Source organism: Meiothermus granaticius NBRC 107808 (genome assembly GCF_003574355.1).
In the GTDB taxonomy this organism is placed as follows: Bacteria; Deinococcota; Deinococci; order Deinococcales; family Thermaceae; genus Meiothermus; species Meiothermus granaticius.
Window position 1 is genome coordinate 12,313 of sequence record NZ_QWLB01000001.1, and the last position, 19,381, is coordinate 31,693.

A 19,381-nucleotide genomic window follows, 5' to 3' on the forward strand; every position below is an offset into this window, starting at 1 on the left:
TGCCTGGCACCCCCCGCGCTTGGAGGCTCGAGCCCTCCGGGTTAGACTGAAGCCAGCTAACATGCGGATATTTCTGGGGTTGCTGGCTTCGCTGCTGGGGTTTGTCGCGGTTCACCTTTTCCGTTGGGGAGACCAGTACGGCCTGCCCTGGCTGATGGTGATTGTGGCCATCCTGACCTCGCTCTATGGCCGGGGCTGGGGGGGGCTGGCGGCGGTGCTGGCCTTGGCCCTGGATGGGTGGCTGGGGGGGGCCCGACACCTGGGCTGGTCCGCTGTGCTCCTGGGGATCACCTTTGTGATAGCCGACCTGATCGGGAGGGACCTGCGCCGCGCCTACCTACGCCAGCAGGAAACCGCTGCGCAGCTCTCGCTGTTGGTGGCGGCTTTGGAGGAGCTCTCCGGGCTAGGGAGCCAGGTCGCTATCCTGCGGGCCTTACCGGAACTGCTGGGGCGCCATGGAGAGGGGCATGTCTCGGTCTGGCAGCCCCAGCCGGGGGGTATGGGCCTGGTCTCGGCGGTGGGGCTGGATCCCTCGGCGCCCTCCCTACTGCCCGAGCGGGGGGTGGTGGCCCGCTGCGCCCGGCAGGGGCAGCGGGTATACCTGGGCGATGTGCGCCAAGACTCCGATTACATCGCCCTGCCCAACAGCAACATCCAGAGCGAGCTGGCCTTGCCCCTGTTGGAGCGCGGCCAGGTGATCGCGGTGCTCAACCTCGAACGCCCCGGGCCCTTTAGCCCGCGGGAGCTCGAGGGCTTTGAGCACTTTGCCCAGGCGGTCAGCACCCAGCTCACCCAGCTTTCCGAGCGCGGGGAGCTGCAGTTTCTGAACCAGCTCTCCACCTCGCTGGACTCCGCCACCACCCCGGTAGGGGTGGCCGAGCGGGCCCTGGCCTTGTTGGTAGGGGCTTTGGGGCTGGAACAGGGCTGGCTGTGGATGCAGCAGGGGACCCGCATGGTGGCGCTGGCGGTGTATGGCGGGGAGACCCCGCTCACCGAGATTCCGTATGCCCAGGGGCTGGTCTGGGAGGTGTACCACACCGGTCGGCCCACCTATGCCCAGGACTACAGCGAAAACCCCCGGGCCATCCCTGAGTTTCGCCAGGCCTTTGGCGGGGTGGTGGCCCATCCGGTCTTTTTATCCAATCAGGAGCGCCCACGGGTGGTGCTCTCGTTGCAGCAGAAATCCCCCCGGATGTGGCGGGAAGCCGAGCAGGACTTGCTGGCGGCGGCCTGCCGTACCCTGGGCCTGGCCTTGGATGGGGCCCTGGCTGCCCAGCAGCGGGATGAGCTGATTGCGCTTTCGCACGAGGCGGCTGAGGCTCCGGTAGAGGAGGTGTACCGCAAAATTTTAGAGACCGCAGTCCGCTTGGTGCCGGGGGCCGAGGCGGGAAGCCTGCTGGTGCGCGAGGGGGCCACGTTCCGCTTTAAGGCCTTGCTGGGCTTTGACCCCAGCCTCAAGTCCCATGTGTTCAGTGAGGCCGAGCAGTTCCATTGGTATGCAGGTTCCGCTCAAGACTGGTACCGAGGGGAGCCCCGCGTCCTCTCGAGCGCCCATACCGACCTCAAGCAGTTCAGCAATGAGGAGATCCTGGTCTCTGGGCGGATCGAGGAGATCGCTTCCAACCTGGCCTTGCCGGTGGTCTACCGCGGGGAGGTCTTGGCCATCTTGTACCTGGACAACCTGCACGACCCTGCGGCCTTTGGCGAGGATTCCCTGACCGTAGCCCGTTTTTTCGCCACCCCCATCGCGGCGCTGCTGCACGAGGTGCGCTACCGGGGGCTGCTCGAGCGGGCCGCAGCGACCGATGCGCTCACGGGGCTGCTCAATCGCCGGGCCTTTGACCATCGCCTGGAGGAGGAGCTGGGGCGGGCCCAACGCTATGGCCATCCGCTGGGCTTGCTGGTGATGGATTTGCGCGGCTTCAAGCGGATTAATGACAGCCTGGGGCACGCCAAGGGGGATGAGGCGCTGGTGCGGGTGGCGGAGGTGCTCGAGCGCAGCAAGCGCGATGGCGATGTCCTGTTTCGCTGGGGTGGGGATGAGTTCGCGGTTTTGCTCTCCAACACCAACTTGGCCGGGGCTACGGCAGCCGCCCAGCGCTACGCGGCGGCGATCGAGAGCGTGTGTATGGAGGGGTTGGCTTTGGGCGTGAACATCGGGGCCGCGGCCTATCCGGCGGATGCGAAAGATGGGGATACCCTGCTGCAGCGGGCCGACCAGCGGATGTACCAGGCCAAGAGCAGCGGGGTTTCGGTGATGGCCTTGTAAGGGACGGGGTTATCCCTCGGTCGGGGTGGGCAGTTTCCGGACCTCGCGTACCGGCGAGAAATACAGCCACCCGAAAGCGGTGGTGGCAATCAGGGCGGCGATCAGCATTCCCACCCGTAACCCCAAAGCCTCTGCCAGCAGCCCGCCCAGTAGGCCTCCCAATGAGCCCAGGCCAAAACTGATAAAGCGGCTGGTAGCGGCCACCCGCCCCTGCATCTGGGGGGCGGTGCGGGCCTGGCGCAGGCTCACCACGTTGACGTTGCACACCACAATTGCGACCGCTCCGGCAAACCCAGCCGCTGCGATCAGCCCGGCGGCGATCAGAGGAGGGGCGTAGACCAGGGGGGCCACAAATGCGGCCATTGCCGCCAGCAGCATCCCCAGGATGGCGGTGCGGCCCAGCCCCAGCCGGGCGCTGACCCTGGGGGCTAGGGTGGCCCCCAGCAGCCCACCGGCACTCTGTGCTCCCAGGATGAGGCCGATCCAGACCGGGGGCACGTGGAGCTCACGGACCAAGAACAACACCTTGATCCCGGTCAGGATGCCCACATGGAGGTTGTAGTTGGTGGTGGAAAAAACCAGGGGGCGCAGGTAAGGATCATACAAAACCGCCTTTAGCCCCGCCCCTATCTCCCCCCAGATCAGCTTGCGGTTTTGCATTCGGGGGCCTTCGCGGGCCGGGATGCGCTGTAGCAGCAGGGCGGCTACGAAGTCCAGCACAGCGTTGATCAGGATGGTGAGGGGACCCCCTAGGGTCTGCACCAGCACCCCGCCCAGTCCTGGGGCTCCTACCCGGGCCACCATCCGGCTGCTCTCGATTTGACTGTTGGCCCCTACCAGCTTGTTCCGGTCCACCGCACTCGCCACAAAGGCATTTACCGCCAGATCGAAAAACACCTGTAAAATTCCGATCAGCAGGGTTACCCCGACCAGCCAAGGAAAGCTGAACCACCCCGCCCATACCCCCAGCGGGATGCTCAGCAGCAAAACCCCCCGCAGGACTGCGCTATAGACCAGAACCCGCTGCGGCGAGCCCTGATCGATCCAGACCCCGGCAAAGAGGGTCACCAGCAGCCAGGGCAGCATCTCCACGGTGGCCAGCAACCCCATCTGGGCCGGGCTGGCGTGAAGGATCAGGGCGGCCAGAAGGGGTAGGGCCATCCCCAGGATGTTGTCGCTGAAGGTGGCCGCCCCCTGGCCCCAGACCAGGCGAAACAAGTTGGCATCTATGGCCTTGAATAAACGCATACCCCGGGCCTGAACTCGAGGGATCATACCGGAAAACGCCTGCGCGCTGGATGAGCCTAGAAGTTAACGCTGGGCACCTGTCGGGCGGCCTCGTCGGTTTGGAAGAAGGGCTTGGGCCGTTTCCCCATGGGCCCGGCAAAGAAGATTCCGGGAACCGTGCTCACCGCATTGTTGAACTCCAGGACGGTATCGTTGAAGAACTGCCGCGCGTAGGCGATCTTGTTCTCGGTCTCCTCGAGCTGGCCCTGCAGCTCCCGAAAGTTGGCATCGGCCTTGAGCTGAGGATAGGCCTCCGCCAGGGCAAACACGCTCCTCAGGGCCTGCGAGAGGGCATTGGAGGCCTCCGACTTTTCCTCCACCGTTCCCGCCGAGAGCATGCGCTCCCGGGCCTGGCTGACCCGGTCGAAGACCCCGGCTTCGTGCGCGGCATAGCCCTTGACTGTGTTCACCAGGTTGGGGATCAGGTCGTTGCGCCGCTTGAGCTGCACATCCACCTGAGCCAGGGCGTTTCCCACCCGGTTTTCCAGGGCGATGATGCGGTTATAGAACCCGATGAACCCCAGCCCCAACAGCACCACGATGAGCAGAACAATCCATCCCATTGGACCTCCTTTAGCGGGCCCCGCTGCTGCTGCCTCCCCCCGAGCTACCCCCGCTGCTGCTCCCCCCAAACCCACCGCCGGAGCCGCTCGAGTGCGGCCTGAGGGCGCTTTCAAGATGGTTCAGGTTGCGGGTCACGGCCTCGAGGCTTTGGGTTACCTGGGCGATCTGCCCAGCCGAGGCCAGCAAGGAGGACCCGCCGCCCGAAGTATCCCCGACCCAGGGAGGGGCCACCAGGGCCCGGCCCTGCCGCTCGGCCAGGCCGCGCAGGTTGCGCAGGTAGCGCTCGGCCACCCCCAGGGCGCTGGCGTACACGAAGTGGTAGTCCCAGAGCCGGAAGTGCTCCGGTGGAGCGGTCTCCATCTGGGAGAAATCGGCCAGGAAGTTGCGGTAAGCAGCCCAGCGCTGGGCGTTCAGCAGCTTGTCGGGCTGCCAGCGCGGCAGCGAGCGGTAGGCCACCCGCGACAGCCCCAGCAGGCCCAGCCCGGTAGCGGCTAGGGCCAAGGCCAGGATCACCAGTGCGGTGGGGTTGGAGGCCTCCGAGTAGCCCAGCTCCGCGAAGAAGCCCTGGCCCAGGGGAACGGTGAGTATCGCGGCCATCAGGCTGAGCATCCCAGCGACGCCCAGGATCCCCGTCCAGAGGGCCCCTTGGCGGCTGCTGCTCGGGTCGAGAAGCGGGCCGTGGGCTTGCTCATACTCCGCTCGAGGCAGTGCGGCCAGCGCGGAGGCCTGGCCAGGGTTGCGTTGGAAATAGCTCCGGATCTCCTGCGGGCTCACCGTGCCATCCCCGCCGTCGGCTTTTTGCAAGACCGCGTACACCCGCCCTTCAAAGCCGCTTCCTTGGGGGGGATTATGCAGGCGGAAGCGAACCTCCTCCCGGCCAAAGAGCCCAAACAGGCCGGGTTCGTGGTGGCGCACCAGCTCGAGGTTCCCCTGGCGGGCCAGGTTCAGCAGGGTGGCAGAGAAGGCCAGCCCCAGCCGGCCCTGGCCGGGGTCGTGCTGATGCAGCACATAGGGCACCAGCCCAGGGGGAATTTCCTCCGCCGGTTCGCGGTAGTAGCGGCCCACCTCCTGGACCGTGGGTTCGCGCCCCCCCTGCCAATAAGCCCGGGCCAGGTTGGTCAGTAGCAGCAAGAAGAATCCGATGGGCACCGCTCCCAGCCAGGCCACCCAGGTGGGGATGGGTTCTTGGGCCCGCCGGGATCGCTCGCGGAAGCGTTGGGTCTGGGCCTCGGTCTCCTTGAGCCAGGCCTCGAGGCGCGGGGCATTGAGGGTGCGGACCGTAAACCCCCGTGGATCCAGGAGCACCCTCGAGCGCACAAACTCGTTCTCGCCCACGGGGGCCAGCTTTACCGTGGCCCTTTGCCGAGCCGGGTCAAACTCGAGGCTTCCAATCCGCCCCTGACCGGTGAAGATGAACACCCGAAAGAGCTCGGGGGCCGGTTGGGGGGCGTGGAGGCGTAAGACGTAACGGTCTATCGCGGCGTGGATAGGCTCTAGCACCTGTCGGTCGAAGAGCGCGGCATCCTGGGCCACCTCGAGTTCGTTGCTCAGGGTGTAGCTAAAGCGGAAGGTGCGCTTCTCATCGCTGGCCAGGGGCGGCAGGTTGCCCTTTTGGCTGGGGCCCGCGGTGATGCTCAGCCGGTTACCCTCGACCTGGTACACCGCCGGTTTGCCGTCCAGGGCGCTGGCGCCCTCAAAGCGCACCTGTCCGCCGCTGCGCGGCTCGAGGGTGAAGAACACCTCGCGGTAAACCCCCTCGAAGACGAAGGTGCGGGTGTCCACCACCCGCACCAGGCCACTGGACAGCAGGTACACGTCCTGCTCGACACTGGCCAGGTGGTAGCTTTTGCCCAAAGCCACCCCGAGCCCTGCAACGACCAGGAGCCCCCACCCCTTGTGGCGGTTCACCCTTTTAGCCTACTGCACCCAGGGGGTTCGCAGCCTAGTGCCCCCACTGGGGCAGGGTGTCCTCGAGGCTCACCTCTTCAATGCTCCAGCGCTCTTCCACCACCCGGAACTCGCCCTGCGCAGCGATGAAGTCGGCGGCCTCGCGCAACACCGTCTCCACCCATACCCCGTCGTAGCCCAGCAGGCTGAACCCCACCACCTCCCAGCCGTGCTCATCCTGCCCGGCCAGCCGCGCGGCTGAGACCGGGTAGCGGCTTCGGAGCCGCTCGACCACCGGCTTGACCAGGGCCCGCTTCTCTTTGAGGCTGCTCACCCAGGGCATCTCCAGCCGTGCGGTGTAGAGACCCAGATAGGCGTTCATAAGGTCTTTAGCCTAACAGAACCCGCTCAGGCCCGCTGTAGAGGTTGAACGAGCCGCGCAGAAACCCAATGAGGGTCAGGTTGAAGGCGCGCGCCACCTCCACCGCCAGGCTGCTGGGGGCAGAGATCGCGGCCAGAATGGGGATGCCTGCGGCCAAGGCTTTCTGGACCAGCTCGAAGCTGGCCCGCCCGCTCACCAACAGCAGGCTCTCGGAAAGGGGGAGCCGGTCTTCCAGCAGGGCCCAGCCGATCAGTTTGTCCAAGGCGTTATGGCGGCCCACATCTTCCCTCGAGGCCAGCAGGCGCCCTTCTGAGTCAAACAGGGCTGCGGCGTGCAACCCCCCGGTGCGCTCGAAGAGCCCCTGACTGGAGCGCAGCCGCTCGGGCAGGCTCGAGACCCGCTCAGCCGGAACCGCAAACCCCGGCCCCAGCGGCTCGTACCCCCGCAGCCGCAGGGTTTCCAGCCCGGACTTTCCGCAGACCCCACAGGCCGAGTGGGCAAAGAAGTGCCGTTCCAGCCCAGCGAGCCGGGGTAGGGCCGGGGAACGCAGCTCGAGGTTGACCCGATTGTACTGCTGAGCCTCACCAGCCTCGGTGCAGTAGGTGATGCGCCCCACCTCCTCACGGGAACGCAGGATGCCCTCGGCGAAAAGGAACCCCGCAGCCAGCTCGAAATCCTGACCGGGGGTACGCATGGTCACCGCTACCGTCTGCCGCTGCTCCCCCGCTTGAAGCCGGATTTCCAGGGGCTCCTCGGTGATGACCTCATCGGTGCTCCGGCGACCCTGCCCAGCTTCAACGCGCAGCAGTGAGGTCTTGACCTTCGCTCCCGGACGGGTTTTGGGTCTCGAGATAGACATAGCTTTCCTTGTAGGCGGGCACCTTGGCCTGGGGTGAGCGCAGCTTGGGGTCGAGCAGGACATTGCCCTCCGGCCAATACACCTGGAGGGTTCCTGGCCGGATCTCGGCCAGAAAAACCCGACAGGGCAGCACCCCAAACTCGTTCCTCAGCCATACCGGCTGGCCTGGGTAGAGCTTTAGCCGGGCCGCGTCGAGCAGGCTGACCAGCACCGCATCGCGCTCCGCACCGCTGATGGGGTCTTTAGGCTCATGCACCATGCTGTTGAACTGCTTGCCGCGCCGGGTGGCCAGCCGGAAGGCCCCGCTGGGGATGGCTCGAGAGGGCAGCCCCAAAGCCTTGAACCTGGCCCGTCCATCGGGGGTGGGGCAGACCCCATCGGGGCATAGATGGGGCCCGCCGTACTGAAACGCCTGGCCCTTTTGGTGTAGGTGCTGAATGCCGTCATAAAGGGGGATAACCCGGACGATCTCCGCGCGGATGGCCGCAGTGTTTTCAAAACGCAGCCGATCGGCCAGATCGGGGCGGCAGCGTCGGGCCAGTTCCAACAGGGCTTCGTACTCCGGGCGGGCCTCACCGATGCGGGGGCCGGGGATCTCCGGGCTGAAGATCACCCGGCGTTCGGTGCTGGTTTCGCTGACCCCGCCGGGCACCTCGTAGCGCGTGGTGGCCGGGAGCAGGATGACCTCCTCCCCCTCGACCAGCATCTGTGAGGAGAGCACGATATCCTGATGCACCCGCAAGGGCACCCGGGACAGGGCCTCGGCCGCCTCGAGGGGGTCCGGGAGGGTCTCGAGGAAATTCCCCCCCACGCTCCACAGCAGGTCGAGCTGGCCCTGTGCGGCCCGGTCAAGCATCTCGGGGGCGGTCAGCCCAGGGGTCGTGGGGACCGGGAAGCCCCACTGCTGCTCGAGCGCCGCGGCATGCTCGGGGGTGATGGGGAGGCCACCGGGGTACACCGTGGCATACGCGCCCATCTCGGCCCCCCCCTGAACCCCGCTGTGCCCACGAATGGGCATCAGGCCACAGCCTTCCCGGCCCAGGTACCCTCGGGCCAGGGCCAGGTTGATGATGGCCTGCACGGTGTCTTCAGCGAGGCTGTGCTGGGTGATCCCCATGCTCCAGACCAGCACGGCTTTGTCGGCCCGCCTGAGCATCTGAGCGAACTCGGTCATCTCGGCCTGGCTGAGCCCAGACCCCGTCTCCAGTTCCGCCCATCTGGCCGAGCGCAGGGAGGCCTCGAGGGCCTCAAAGCCGCGGGTGTGCTGCGCGATGAAGGCCTGGTTAAGCCCGTCCTGCTCGAGCAGGGCTTTCAGCGCTCCGGTGATGAAGGCCAGGTCTCCGCCGGGGGCGACCAGGAAAAAACGATCGGTGATCCGGGTGCCGAAGAGGGCGCTCTCGGGGTCGGAAGGCACCCAGTACCGATCCATCGCCGGTTCTTTGTAAGGGTTGACACACACCACCTGGGTACCGGCCTTGCGGGCGTAGTAGAGGTATTTCATCAGCACCGGCTGATTGACTGCCGGGTTGGAGCCGAAAAACACGATCAGGTCGGTGCCGATCAGGTCGGTGTAGCTGCAGGTGGTCGCCGCTACCCCCAGGCTCTCCTTGAGGGCTACCGTGCTGGGGCTGTGGCAGATTCGGGCGGCGTTGTCGATGTTGTTGCTCCCCAGGGCCCGCACCGCTTTTTGCGCGGCGTAGTAGGTTTCGTTGGGGGTGCCCCGGCTGGTCAGGTAGAACCCCAGCCGCTCCGGGCTCGATTTGCAGATGTGTAGGCCGATGCGGTCCAGCGCTTCATCCCAGCTGATCCGGCTGAACCCCGGCTCGCCCCGCTTGCGGCGCATGGGGTAGGGCAGCCGACCCAGCGCGCGCAGCTCCGCCGAGGATTTACGCCGCAGCTCCTCGATATGGGCGAGAACCCCCACCTCGAGCGGCCCCATGGTGTTCAACCGCAGTAGCCGAAGCCGCACGTTGCAGAGGTGGATGCCACGAATGGTCCAGTCGCGCAGGCCATAGGTTCCTAAAGCACAACCATCGCAGACCCCGTCGTTGAGGATGCGCCAGGCGTAGGCCGCATTGTCGGCGTTCTCGAGCCCCGCCCGGAAAACCTCGAAGAAATTGTTGGGCTTTTGCAAACCGAACCCGAAGGGGCGCCAACTGGCCCACAGCTCGGGCTTCCACCCTTTGGGAACGGGTTTGAGGGGCACCATGACCTCCGCAGACGGCCTATAGGATACTGCAAAGCCGCGGCGGCAGTTGCAAGCGACCTCGCAAAGCATAAAACCGCCCCGATTCCCCTCGAGGCGGCCCTGCGATAGATGACCAGGGTATTGAAGCCCCTCTAAATGAAGGGCGCATGAACTCCGGGCCCTGCGAGCGGGCTGGGGGGCTTTAGGGGGCCACCTGCGACTGCGCCCTCTCGAGCCGCTCCAGGACCCGCTCCTTTCCCAGCAGCATCAGCAGATCGAACATCCCTGGGGTTTCCAGGCTCCCGGTAATCGCGGCCCGCAGGGGTTGCATCACCGCTCCAGCTTTAACCCCCTTGGCCTCGACAAACTGCTTGAGCGCGGCCTCGGTGGTCTCCGGCAGGAAATCGGGGAGGCTCGAGAGCAGCCCGCGTAGCTCGGGCAGGAACACGGCGCCTTCCTTCAGCTTGGCCAGGGCTTTCTCCGAGGTGGGATAATCCTCCCGGAAGAAGTACACCGACTTCTCCACGAACTCCTGTAGGGTTTCAAAGCGCGCCCGCAGGGCCTCGATCACCTGCTTGAGGTAGGTTTCCGAGGGATAGGCATACCCGGCCTTTTCCACAAAGGGCTTGATTCGTTCGGCCAGATCGTCCAGGCTGAGCACCTCGCGGATGTACTTGCCGTTCATCCAACGCAGCTTGTCCAGCCCGAATACCGGGCCGCCCAGGCTGATGCGCGAGAGATCGAAGTGCTCGAGCATGTCTTGAAGGCTGAAGATCTCCCGCTCGTCGGGCATGCTCCAGCCCATGGTTCCCAGGTAGTTGAGCAGGGCTTCGGGCAGGATCCCCTGGGCCCGGTAGCTGTCCACGCTGGTGTCCATTTTGCGCTTGGAGAGCTTGGACCGGTCGGGGTTGCGCAGCAGAGGGGTATGGCACCAGACTGGCTCATCCCAACCAAAAGCCCGCAGGATCAGGATGTGAAAAGGGGTGCTGGTCAGCCATTCCTCAGCCCGGATCACGTGGGTTACGCCCATCAGGTGGTCATCTACCATCGCGGCCAGGTGATAGGTAGGGTAGCCATCGGCCTTGAGGATCACCTTGTCGTCGAGCTGGGAATGGTCGAACTCCACCGGGCCCCGCAGAAGGTCCTGCACCACCACACTGCCCTCCAGCGGGGCCTTGAGCCGGATCACGAAAGGCTCTCCGGCAGCGGCTCGAGCCTCCGACTCGGCGCTGGGGTAGTCGCGGTAGCGCCGGTTGTAGCCCCGGTAGCTGGCCCCGGCCTTCTCGGCTTCCTTGCGGGCGGCCTCGAGCTCGGCGGGGGTCTCAAAGGCTCGGTAGGCCGCGCCGGAGTCCAGCAACCTCTGGGCGTGGGCTTGGTAGATGGGCAGCCGCTGGGACTGCACATAAGGCCCATTGGGCCCCCCCTTGGTGGGGGATTCATCGGGGGAGAGCCCCAGCCACTCGAGCATCTCCAGAATCCGCCGCTCGCTGTCGGGGTTGTAGCGGGTGCGGTCGGTATCCTCGATTCGAACGATGAACTTTCCCCCCTGCTGCCGGGCAAAGATGTAGTTAAAGAGGGCCTGGTAGGCGGTTCCCACATGGGGGTCGCCGGTAGGGGAGGGGGCGATACGCGTGACAACCATAGGCTCTAGCTTAAAGCGAGCGGTGCAAAGCGGAAAGCCTGGGCCTGCTGCATGGCCACGGGGGGAGCGCGGTATGCCGGGGTTTATCTCTCACAGGGGGCTCAATCGCTAATGATAGGCTAATGAGCAATGGAGACAGCGTTACAAGCCACCCCAGCTTCCCCGACCGCCTCCACCACGCGGCTCGAGGCCACCGGGCTGGTCAAGCGCTACGGGCGGCGTACGGTGGTGCGGGGGGTGAGCCTGGGGCTACAGCGCGGAGAAATTGTGGCCCTGTTTGGCCCCAACGGAGCCGGGAAGACCACCACCTTCTATATGCTGGTGGGGTTTATTCAGCCCAACGCCGGGCAGATCCGGCTGGGGGAGCAGGAGGTCACCCGGCTGCCGATGTACAAGCGGGCCCGCCTGGGGCTGGGCTATCTGCCTCAGGAGCCTTCGGCCTTCCGCCGGATGACCGCGCTGGAGAACCTGTTGGCGGTTTTGGAGTTTCAGCCGATTTCCAAACCGGAGCGCTTGAGCCGGGCCAAGGCGCTGCTGGAAGAACTGGGCATCACCCACCTGCGCGACAAATACGCCTACACCCTCTCCGGGGGGGAGCGTCGGCGGCTCGAGATCGCTCGAGCCCTCTGCACCAACCCCGATTTCATCCTCCTGGACGAACCTTTCACGGGGGTGGACCCTAAAAACGTTCACGATATCCAGAAGCTGATCTCTGAGCTGCGGGAGCGGCGCGGGGTGGGGATCTTCATCACCGACCACTCGGTTCGTGAAACGCTGGCCATCGCCGACCGGATCTATCTGATGTACGACGGCCAGGTGGCCTTTCAGGGTGGGCCCGAAGAGTTTGCCCGTGACTCCGGGGTGCGAACCCACTATCTGGGGGAAGCCTACGAACTATGAAACCCCTCAGCCCCCCAATGGCCGGTCTCTGATCCCCTATGACGTTTTGGTCCATTTTTGTTTTGCTGGTCCTGGTCGCTGGCCTGGTGGCTTACGTGGGGGATGGCGTGGCCAAGCGGGTGGGCAAACGGCACTGGCGCTTTCTGGGACTGCGGCCTCGAGCCACCGCCACCCTGGTCGCGGTGGGTACCGGGATGCTCATTGCGCTGGGGGCTTTTGCCACCTTTTTCCTGGTGGTGAAGGGAGCCCGGGAGACCATTCTGCAAGCGGAAGCCGTGCGCCAGGAGCGCGATCGGTTGCGCTCGGAGGTGACCCGTTTGGAGAACCGCGCCGCCCAGGTCTTCGCCGAGAACGAGCAGCTCAAGTCCGATCGCAGTGAGTTTGAGCGCAACAATGACCTGCTGGCCCGGCAGCTCGAGCAGAATGCGGATCTACAGCGCCAGACCCGCCAGGACTTGGAGCGGGTGCTTACCGAACGCGAGAAGCTTCAGCAGGAAATAGACCAGCTCACCGCGGCCAGCGAGGTGCAGCGCAAAGCCCTGTTGGGTCTCGAGGCCAGCCGGCAGCAGCTCCAGGTGGAGCGGGACACCTTGCTAAAGGAGAAAACCCGGTTGCTGGCGGAAAAAAACCAACTCGTGTCTGAAAAAGCCCAGCTGCAGGCCAGCCGCCAGCAGCTCCAGGCTCAGGCCGACCAGGCCCAGACCGAGCTGAAGAAGCTCGAGCTGGCCAGCCAAACTGCCCAGAAGCGGCTGGCCGATCTTCAGGCTCGGACCAAGGAGCTCAATGGGCGCATCGCTAAGCTCGAGGCGGACAAGCGCAACCTCGAAGGCGATGTGGCGGTGATCTCAGCCAGCAGCACCGCCTCCAACTCCGATTTCAGCACCGCCCTACAGGCCGCCCAAAGGGATAATGCCGATCTCCGGGCCAGGCTGATCGAGGCCCAGCGTACCCTGGAGCAGATGCGGGACCAGAGCCGAAGCCTGATCGCGGGCCTGGACAAAACCCTGCGCCTGTCCTTGCTGGCCGAGCAACCGCTGGATCCAGACGATGTGGCCAGTGCACTCAAGGAGGTGCTGCGCCGGGCCGAGAGCCGAGTGCGCTCCCTGGGGCTGCGGGGCCTCGAGGTGAGCGAGTACCCCAGCCTGGGCGATACCAAGCCGGGGCTGCTGTTGGTGCGGGCTGCGGGGGTGAGCCCGGAGGGGAAGGTGCGGGCCCGCATCGAGTACCGAGCCAAGGAGCAACTCTTTGCCCAGGGCGATGTGCTGGCAACCGGTGTTTTGGTGATGCCGGCCAGCCTGAGCGAGGTGCGCCGCAAGCTGGATATCCTGAGCCAGGCTGCGGAAGATCGCCTGAGCCAGGCCGGGTGGGTTCCGGAGAAGCTAGCCCAGGGGGGGGTTTCCTTCGAGGAACTGTTGAACTTCACCGCACTGCTCGAGGGCAAGCGGGGGGGGGCCAAGGTGGCGGTGATCGCTCTGGACAACCTTTACCCTACCGAGCCCCCCCGGCTCGGCCTCAAGCTGCTGCAGTGAAATCCCTTAGATCGGATTCAAAAAGACCGTTTGCATAACAAAAGCCCTAGAGGCTGTCTTTTTGAATCCTAGAGCGGTTGCCACGAATGCTTGGCGCAGCCGAGGACGGCTGGGACAAGCAAAACACTCGCCTGGCTAGGCGAGTGTTTGTGGCAGACGCGATTGAGCACTCCCTTTGGTCGGGTCAGTTCGTCACTGAACGGTGACGAACTGACCAAATCTGGTATCAGGGGATGATGGCGAAAGGCCGACCGGTGACCGAGACCAGGGCCTGCTGGATGCTGTAGGTACCGCCGGAGCTGGCCAGGGTGAGCTTGAGGGCGATGCGAAAGGAGCCCTTCTTGATCAAGTCCAGCGCAGCTTTGTTCTCGGTTTGATTCAGGGGCAGGTTGAGGTTGACGGTATCTACTGAGCCGGCAGCCACGCTGAAACTGGTGGTGCCCAAGGCGAAATCCCCACCGCTGTTGTCGTTGATGTTGGAATCTGAGCCGGGCCCCAGGCGGATTTCAAAGCTACCGCTCAAGGGGGTGAGCCCGGTGTTTTGGATGCTGACCTTAGCTACGATTCTTCCGCTTTCGATGATGTCGAGCTGTGGGCTGGGGACCAGCTGCCCGGCCTCGCTCGGCACGATGAGCGTGGCTGAGCCGGCGGGGAAACTGTTGCTGCGGGTGCTGGCCGGGATAAACCCCACCAAGTCGGTGTTGAGGGTGTAGCGGGTACGCGAGCTACACCCGGTTGCCAGCGCCAGAATCAGCAGGACTACAGCAAACGTACGCATGGGTCCTCCCAAATCCTAATAACTTATCCCGAGTCCTACCGCAATGCCGAACACGGTTCCCCCGGTGATCGGGGCTGGGTGGGTGGTGAGGGCTGCGTCTAGGCTGAATCCAGGCAGGGCGAACCCGGCGCCTAGCCCCAACACCAGCCCGCCGCTGTATCCCAGTCCTGCCCGCAGGCGCAGCTCCCCAAGCTGGTACTCGGCACCCATATGGGCGTAAAAGCCATCCTCGAGCCCCAGGTCCCCCCCGACGATAAGGGTGCCCAGCTCGAGCGGAAGCTTGCTGGCGGCGTTGAGGAAGAGGGCTGGGGCCACCCCGAAGCTGTTGCGCTCGCTGGCCTGGCTGCTGGTCTGCCCATCCTCGCTGTAGGTGACTTCAATGCCGCTCCAGTGGGCATACCCCAGCGCGTTGCGAATCCCCAGCCCCACGGTGGTCCCCTGTCCCTGGAAGGCCACCCCCAGATCGGCCCGCAGCCCCACCCCGCTGCCGTTGCCGGGAAGCGCATAGAACAGCTTCCCGCTATAGGCGGCGTTGCTGGGTTGGGCGTTCTCATCGGTGTGAACGCGGGCGGTGGCGGTGCCCTCGAGATACGCCAGCCCATAGAACCCCTCGCCCCGAACTCCCACGTACATATCCGAAGTCAAGCCCTCGGAGATCGGCAGACGGGGGATCACGGTGGCATAGGAGAGCCCCAGGCTGATCCCGGCTTGGGCGCTGGCGCTGGCCGATAGGCTGTAGTCGGTGTTGGGCTGGAGGGTGCCGCTGGCTACCGCCTGCCGAAGGCGGGCATCCGGAGAAATCCCCAGCCCCAGGCCCCCAGCAAAAACCCCCAGGTCGGCGGAGAGCCCGGCCCCGAACGGGATGGGCAGGCGGAAGAGGGGTTCTGGAGTCAGGGCCTTGCTGTTGCTGACCCCTGCGGGACGGCCCACGCTAAAGTCTAGGTTGATGGGCCTGCCGGAGCCGTCGGTCACCCGAACCCCATTCCCGTCCAGGCTAATCACCACCTCAGGGTTGCCCGTGGCGGGGTTGATAAACGCATCGGAGGAGGCCGGGTTGAGCAGGATCTCGTTGGGGTGGCTGAACTGGTCGTAGGCCGAGAGCAGATCAAAGGGGCTGTCCGGGCTGCGGATATCGCCCAGGGGATTGGTTTGGGGACGCAAAAACAAGGCGGCCAACCCGACCGGTAAGGGGAGATTAGCGCTCGAGCCATACAGGCTGGCCGGAAAAGCAGTATAGGCCGGGTTGAGGTAAGCGGCGTCGGGGCCCGGCAGAGTCAGACCTCCCATGCCCAGGCTGCGCACGCTCTGGGCCGAGCCTAAGCCAGCCAGAGCCATGAGGCCAAGCAAGAAAAACCGCTTCATACGCTTCATGATAGAGGGAGGAACGTCAGGGGGCGGTGATAAATCTCCTCAGGAGAGCGGGGCCAGCCCGGTCATCCGGCTGAAGAAGCAGTGGGTCAGGGCGATGGCCAGCGCATCGGCCAGGTGGGTGGGCTTGGGGGTGGTGGGAAGGTTTAGGATGGCCCGGACCATGTAGGCCACCTGGGTTTTATCGGCGTGGCCATACCCTACCAGGGCCTGCTTAACCTTGGGGGGGCCATAGCCATAGAGCGGAATCCCCTGCTGATCGGCCACCACCAGCACCGCCCCCATGGCCCAACCCACCTTGTAGGCCAGCTCATTTTGACGGTAGAAAAACTGCTCCTCGACCGCGATGGCCACCGGCTTGAAGCGTACTGCCGCCTCGTACACCGCCTGGTAGAGCCGCCCGACCCGTTTGGGGGCTGGGTCGGTGTGCAGGGTGCGCACCACCTCGCCGTGGAGCATCCGGGCCTTCTGCCCCACCTGCTCCACTACCCCGAGGCCCAGATTGGTGATACCGGGATCAATGCCAAGGACGACCATAAGGGGATGGATGGGGGAAAATCAATCCCCTGGGTGGGTCAGAACCCCAGGGGCGGATGCTCGAGGAGGGAGGAGCCCTCAACCCCTCGAGCTAGTTACCCCGCTTGGGGGGGTAATCTCCGTCGCCGTACCGGATGAAGGCCGGGATCTCGAAGTTAGAGGTGTCTACGGTGGTGCTGGGGAAATCAATCAGGCGCCCCCCCGGTTTAGCCACCACCGCGTTCTCGTTGAATCCGGCTGCGATCACGATGACCCGCATCTCATCCTGGGCGCGGTTGTCGTAGGTCAGGCCGTAGAGCACATCCACATCCTCCATCCCGGTGGCCTCGCGGATTTGCTCCACCACGTTGCTGGCCTCCATCAAGGAGATGTCCTCGTCGCCGACCACATTCACCAGCAGGCGCCGAGCCCCCTCGATGGAATGGTTGAGCAGGGGGCTTTGAATGGCGGATTGGGCGGCTTCAAACACCTTGTTCTCGCCTCGGCCGGCCCCGATGCCCATCAAAACCTGTCCGGCATTGGTCAGCAGGGTGCGCACATCGGCGAAATCGAGGTTGATCTGCCCGGGCAGGTTGATCACATCGGTGATGCCCTTGACCCCATGGTAGAGGACCCGGTCAGCGATCAGGAAGGCGTCTTTGGCCGAGACCTTCTTGTCCAAAGCGGTGATCAGCCGGTCGTTAGAGACCACCACCATGGCATCAACCTGCTCGCGCAGCCGCTTGATGCCTTCTTCTGCGGCCCGAAGGCGGCGCGGACCCTCCCAGGAGAACGGCCGGGTGACCACGCCTACGGTCAGGGCTCCCAGCCGTTTGGCCACCTCGGCCACGATAGGAGCGCTCCCGGTCCCGGTCCCACCGCCCATCCCGGCGGTGATGAAGACCATATCGGCCCCCTCGAGGTACTCCCCAATCAGGTCTTCAGCCTCCCGAGCCGCCTTTTCGCCGATCTCGGGGTTGGCCCCGGCGCCCAACCCGCGGGTGAGCTTATCGCCCAACTGCACCCGCACATCGGCCAGGCTGGTGGCCAGGACCTGTGCGTCGGTATTGCCGGCGATGAACTCAACCCCGGACAGCCCCGATTCGATCATGCGGTTGACCGCATTGTTGCCTGCCCCGCCTAAGCCGATGACTTTAATTTGCACGTCGCCCATGTCCCTCTCCTCACCCGTTGCTGGGGTTGATCTGGCCTGCCTCTACCTATGCTAAAGGATAACCCCCCACCTGTATCTGCTCCGGCCGGTGGAGGCCTCAGAAGAAGTTCTTGAACATCCCCTTGATCCGCTCCCAGAGGCCGTTGGCGGCGCTCACCGCCTCTTCGGTATGGATGGGGGCAGATTTGGAGGGGGCCTTAGCCCGTGGGCCTCGAGCCGGGCGGGTTTGCGGCTGGTGGGCCGCAAAGGTAGCGGCATGGCGCACCAGGCCCACAGCCGTGGCGTGGGTTGGGGAGGCCACCACATCGGTGAGGCCCTGCACGCCCAGGGGTTTGCCCAGCCGCACCGGTAGGTTGAACTGCTTGCGGGCCAGCTCCTCCAGCCCGCGCACCATCGCCGTGCCGCCGGTCAGGATGACTTTACCCACGGTGATCTCCAAGGGCCCCAGGGCCTCATCCACGCTCTGACGGGCCAGGTGCAAGATCTCCCGCAGCCGCGGGCGAATGATTCGGGCCAGCTCCGGCGCCTGGTAGGAAACCTGGGCATTGCCCTCCTGGCTGACCTCCAGCACCAACTCAGGATCGGCCAGCTCGGGCAGGGCTGCACCGTACTTCTTGGCCACCCGCTCGGCCTCCTCGACCGGAATTTGCAGCAGCTTGGCGATGTCCTGGGCTACGTGATCCCCGCCCAGGGGAAGCACCGCTGAGTGGGCCAGGCGCCCCTGGCGGAATACTGCCACGTCGGTGGTGCCGCCGCCGATGTCCACCAGCATTACGGTCATGGTGGCTTCTTCTGGGGAGAGCACCGCCAGCCCGGAGGCATAGGCCTGAAGCACCAGGCCTTCGACCTCGAGCCCCGCGTCCTCAACAGCTTTTCTTAGATTGGTCAGGGGCCCCTTGGCCCCGGCCACCAGGTGCACATCTACCTCGAGCCGCACCCCGGCCATCCCGATGGGGTCGCGGATTCCCTCCTGCCCATCCACCCGGTATTCCAAGGGGAGGGCGTGGATTAGCTCGTAATCCCCGTCGAAGGGGTAAGCCTTGGCTTGCTCGATGGAACGCTCCACATCAGCAGCGGTGATCTGCTGGCCCCGGCGGATGGCCGCCAGGCCGTGGCTAGTCACACTCTTGACGTGGGAACCGGCCACCCCCACCCAGACCCGCTCGACCTTGACCCCGGCCACCCGCTCAGCCTGGAAGATGGCTTGGCGAATGGCGTCGCTGGTTCGCTCGAGGTTGGTCACCACCCCACGCCGCATACCCTGGGAGGGTACGGTTCCTTCGCCGATGATGTCCAGGATCCCATCCGAGGACAACTCACCGATGACCGCCGTCACTTTTGTGGTTCCTACATCCAATCCAACCAGGATCATCGGTTTGTGCTCACCCCCCATGAATACAGATTCAAACGGCTCACCGACACCATTGGGCCGGGATACGCAGGGACAGCAGGGTCTTGGGGTTGCAATGTTGCTGCCTCACTTCGGCCTATTCTTCGCCCTTTGGCCCAATCTTGCAACTCCTTGACACTGCTGCTCCATAGATTAAGGTTTGGCCCGATGATTCGGTATCCCGAGGCATCGGCGTGAATGCGCAGCGCGTCCGGGAAGGCTCGAGCCAGCGCCAGCAGCTCGGTGTAATCCCCGTCGGGGACGGCCTCGAGAAAAGGGGTCCGGGGCTCGGCCCCCGGCAGCAACACCCCGTCTGGGCTGAGGCCCACCCGGCTGTCCTTGAGGCCTATGCTGGCCACCGCGACCCGCTCCTTCAGCACGATGCGAAGACGCCCCACCCGAGGGCGCTCGAGCTGAGCCGAGAGCACCCAGGGATCGGCCTTCAGGGGGTTCAGCCGGGAGGGCCAGGCCCACAGCCAGGGGGTACCCACCTGTAGGCCGGTGAGGGCTTGAACTTGCTCCACCTGGAGGTGGCGATTCCCCACCACCTCCACCGTCTCCACCGGCAGCAAGACCCGACTGGCCACCAACAGGGTTCCCAAGGACAGCAGGATCAGCCCAAGCCGAATCATCGCATCCCTCCAGAGG

General features: G+C 65.1%; 15 protein-coding genes and 1 pseudogene. 3 read left to right on the forward strand and 13 right to left on the reverse strand.

Going from position 1 to position 19,381, the window contains the following annotated elements; translation table 11 throughout:
* The first annotated feature begins 61 nt into the window (after positions 1-61).
* Positions 62-2,269 (forward strand): sensor domain-containing diguanylate cyclase, encoded by a 2,208-nt coding sequence (locus tag Mgrana_RS00055; protein ID WP_119355560.1) that lies wholly within the window; start codon positions 62-64, stop codon positions 2,267-2,269.
* A gap of 9 nt (positions 2,270-2,278) precedes the next feature.
* On the opposite strand, the gene Mgrana_RS00060 is transcribed toward Mgrana_RS00055, so the two are convergent.
* From Mgrana_RS00060 to gltX, 7 genes are all read right to left on the reverse strand, one after another.
* On the reverse strand, positions 2,279-3,517 hold the full coding sequence (locus tag Mgrana_RS00060) for an MFS transporter (RefSeq protein WP_119355561.1): 1,239 nt from the start codon (positions 3,515-3,517) through the stop codon (positions 2,279-2,281).
* 56 nt (positions 3,518-3,573) lie between these two features.
* The gene (locus tag Mgrana_RS00065; protein ID WP_119355562.1) at positions 3,574-4,119 is read right to left on the reverse strand and encodes a LemA family protein; all 546 of its coding nucleotides are present in this window, start codon (positions 4,117-4,119) and stop codon (positions 3,574-3,576) included.
* A gap of 10 nt (positions 4,120-4,129) precedes the next feature.
* The gene (locus Mgrana_RS00070) at positions 4,130-6,028 is read right to left on the reverse strand and encodes a DUF2207 family protein (RefSeq protein WP_240631179.1); all 1,899 of its coding nucleotides are present in this window, start codon (positions 6,026-6,028) and stop codon (positions 4,130-4,132) included.
* Between the two features lie 34 nt (positions 6,029-6,062).
* On the reverse strand, positions 6,063-6,389 hold the full coding sequence (locus Mgrana_RS00075; protein WP_119355563.1) for a DUF503 domain-containing protein: 327 nt from the start codon (positions 6,387-6,389) through the stop codon (positions 6,063-6,065).
* 7 nt (positions 6,390-6,396) lie between these two features.
* The gene (gene fdhD, locus Mgrana_RS00080) at positions 6,397-7,248 is read right to left on the reverse strand and encodes a formate dehydrogenase accessory sulfurtransferase FdhD (protein WP_119355564.1); all 852 of its coding nucleotides are present in this window, start codon (positions 7,246-7,248) and stop codon (positions 6,397-6,399) included.
* Positions 7,184-9,457 carry an FdhF/YdeP family oxidoreductase gene (locus Mgrana_RS00085; RefSeq protein ID WP_119355565.1) on the reverse strand — a complete coding sequence of 758 codons (2,274 nt, stop codon included), beginning with the start codon at positions 9,455-9,457 and terminating at the stop codon, positions 7,184-7,186. The genes fdhD and Mgrana_RS00085 overlap by 65 nt, the downstream gene beginning before the upstream one ends.
* Positions 9,458-9,638: 181 nt before the next feature.
* A complete protein-coding gene (gene gltX, locus Mgrana_RS00090) occupies positions 9,639-11,078 on the reverse strand; it encodes a glutamate--tRNA ligase (protein WP_119355566.1) in 1,440 nt (479 codons plus the stop codon).
* A 129-nt stretch (positions 11,079-11,207) separates the two neighbouring features.
* Between gltX and lptB the strand changes: the two genes are divergently transcribed.
* Positions 11,208-11,978 (forward strand): LPS export ABC transporter ATP-binding protein, encoded by a 771-nt coding sequence (lptB, locus tag Mgrana_RS00095; RefSeq protein WP_119355567.1) that lies wholly within the window; start codon positions 11,208-11,210, stop codon positions 11,976-11,978.
* 38 nt (positions 11,979-12,016) lie between these two features.
* The gene (locus tag Mgrana_RS00100) at positions 12,017-13,507 is read left to right on the forward strand and encodes a DUF3084 domain-containing protein (RefSeq protein WP_119355568.1); all 1,491 of its coding nucleotides are present in this window, start codon (positions 12,017-12,019) and stop codon (positions 13,505-13,507) included.
* Between the two features lie 226 nt (positions 13,508-13,733).
* Here Mgrana_RS00100 and Mgrana_RS00105 read toward each other — a convergent pair whose 3' ends face one another.
* The 6 genes and pseudogenes from Mgrana_RS00105 to Mgrana_RS00130 form a co-directional block, all read right to left on the reverse strand.
* Positions 13,734-14,285 (reverse strand): hypothetical protein, encoded by a 552-nt coding sequence (locus Mgrana_RS00105; RefSeq protein WP_119355569.1) that lies wholly within the window; start codon positions 14,283-14,285, stop codon positions 13,734-13,736.
* A gap of 15 nt (positions 14,286-14,300) precedes the next feature.
* Positions 14,301-15,647, reverse strand: a complete 1,347-nt coding sequence (locus tag Mgrana_RS00110; protein WP_240631181.1) for a TetR family transcriptional regulator — start codon at positions 15,645-15,647, stop codon at positions 14,301-14,303.
* 48 nt (positions 15,648-15,695) lie between these two features.
* Complete coding sequence (gene ruvC / locus Mgrana_RS00115; RefSeq protein ID WP_119355570.1) at positions 15,696-16,190, reverse strand: crossover junction endodeoxyribonuclease RuvC; 495 nt, start codon at positions 16,188-16,190, stop codon at positions 15,696-15,698.
* Positions 16,191-16,281: 91 nt separating this feature from the next.
* Positions 16,282-17,346, reverse strand: a pseudogene (gene ftsZ / locus Mgrana_RS00120) (cell division protein FtsZ); the annotation flags it as partial.
* 94 nt (positions 17,347-17,440) lie between these two features.
* A complete protein-coding gene (gene ftsA / locus Mgrana_RS00125; protein WP_119355572.1) occupies positions 17,441-18,715 on the reverse strand; it encodes a cell division protein FtsA in 1,275 nt (424 codons plus the stop codon).
* On the reverse strand, positions 18,712-19,365 hold the full coding sequence (locus Mgrana_RS00130) for a cell division protein FtsQ/DivIB (protein ID WP_119355573.1): 654 nt from the start codon (positions 19,363-19,365) through the stop codon (positions 18,712-18,714). The genes ftsA and Mgrana_RS00130 overlap by 4 nt, the downstream gene beginning before the upstream one ends.
* Between the last annotated feature and the right edge of the window lie 16 nt (positions 19,366-19,381).

Coding starts and splice junctions, on each gene's coding strand:
- Mgrana_RS00075 (WP_119355563.1), bottom strand. CDS start 6,389: ATGAACGCCTATCTGGGTCTCTACACCGCACGGCTGGAGATGCCCTGG.
- Mgrana_RS00055 (WP_119355560.1), top strand. CDS start 62: ATGCGGATATTTCTGGGGTTGCTGGCTTCGCTGCTGGGGTTTGTCGCG.
- Mgrana_RS00110 (WP_240631181.1), bottom strand. CDS start 15,647: ATGAAGCGGTTTTTCTTGCTTGGCCTCATGGCTCTGGCTGGCTTAGGC.
- Mgrana_RS00130 (WP_119355573.1), bottom strand. CDS start 19,365: ATGATTCGGCTTGGGCTGATCCTGCTGTCCTTGGGAACCCTGTTGGTG.
- Mgrana_RS00100 (WP_119355568.1), top strand. CDS start 12,017: ATGACGTTTTGGTCCATTTTTGTTTTGCTGGTCCTGGTCGCTGGCCTG.
- Mgrana_RS00065 (WP_119355562.1), bottom strand. CDS start 4,119: ATGGGATGGATTGTTCTGCTCATCGTGGTGCTGTTGGGGCTGGGGTTC.
- Mgrana_RS00105 (WP_119355569.1), bottom strand. CDS start 14,285: ATGCGTACGTTTGCTGTAGTCCTGCTGATTCTGGCGCTGGCAACCGGG.
- lptB (WP_119355567.1), top strand. CDS start 11,208: ATGGAGACAGCGTTACAAGCCACCCCAGCTTCCCCGACCGCCTCCACC.
- Mgrana_RS00060 (WP_119355561.1), bottom strand. CDS start 3,517: ATGCGTTTATTCAAGGCCATAGATGCCAACTTGTTTCGCCTGGTCTGG.
- ftsA (WP_119355572.1), bottom strand. CDS start 18,715: ATGATCCTGGTTGGATTGGATGTAGGAACCACAAAAGTGACGGCGGTC.
- fdhD (WP_119355564.1), bottom strand. CDS start 7,248: ATGTCTATCTCGAGACCCAAAACCCGTCCGGGAGCGAAGGTCAAGACC.
- Mgrana_RS00085 (WP_119355565.1), bottom strand. CDS start 9,457: ATGGTGCCCCTCAAACCCGTTCCCAAAGGGTGGAAGCCCGAGCTGTGG.
- ruvC (WP_119355570.1), bottom strand. CDS start 16,190: ATGGTCGTCCTTGGCATTGATCCCGGTATCACCAATCTGGGCCTCGGG.
- gltX (WP_119355566.1), bottom strand. CDS start 11,078: ATGGTTGTCACGCGTATCGCCCCCTCCCCTACCGGCGACCCCCATGTG.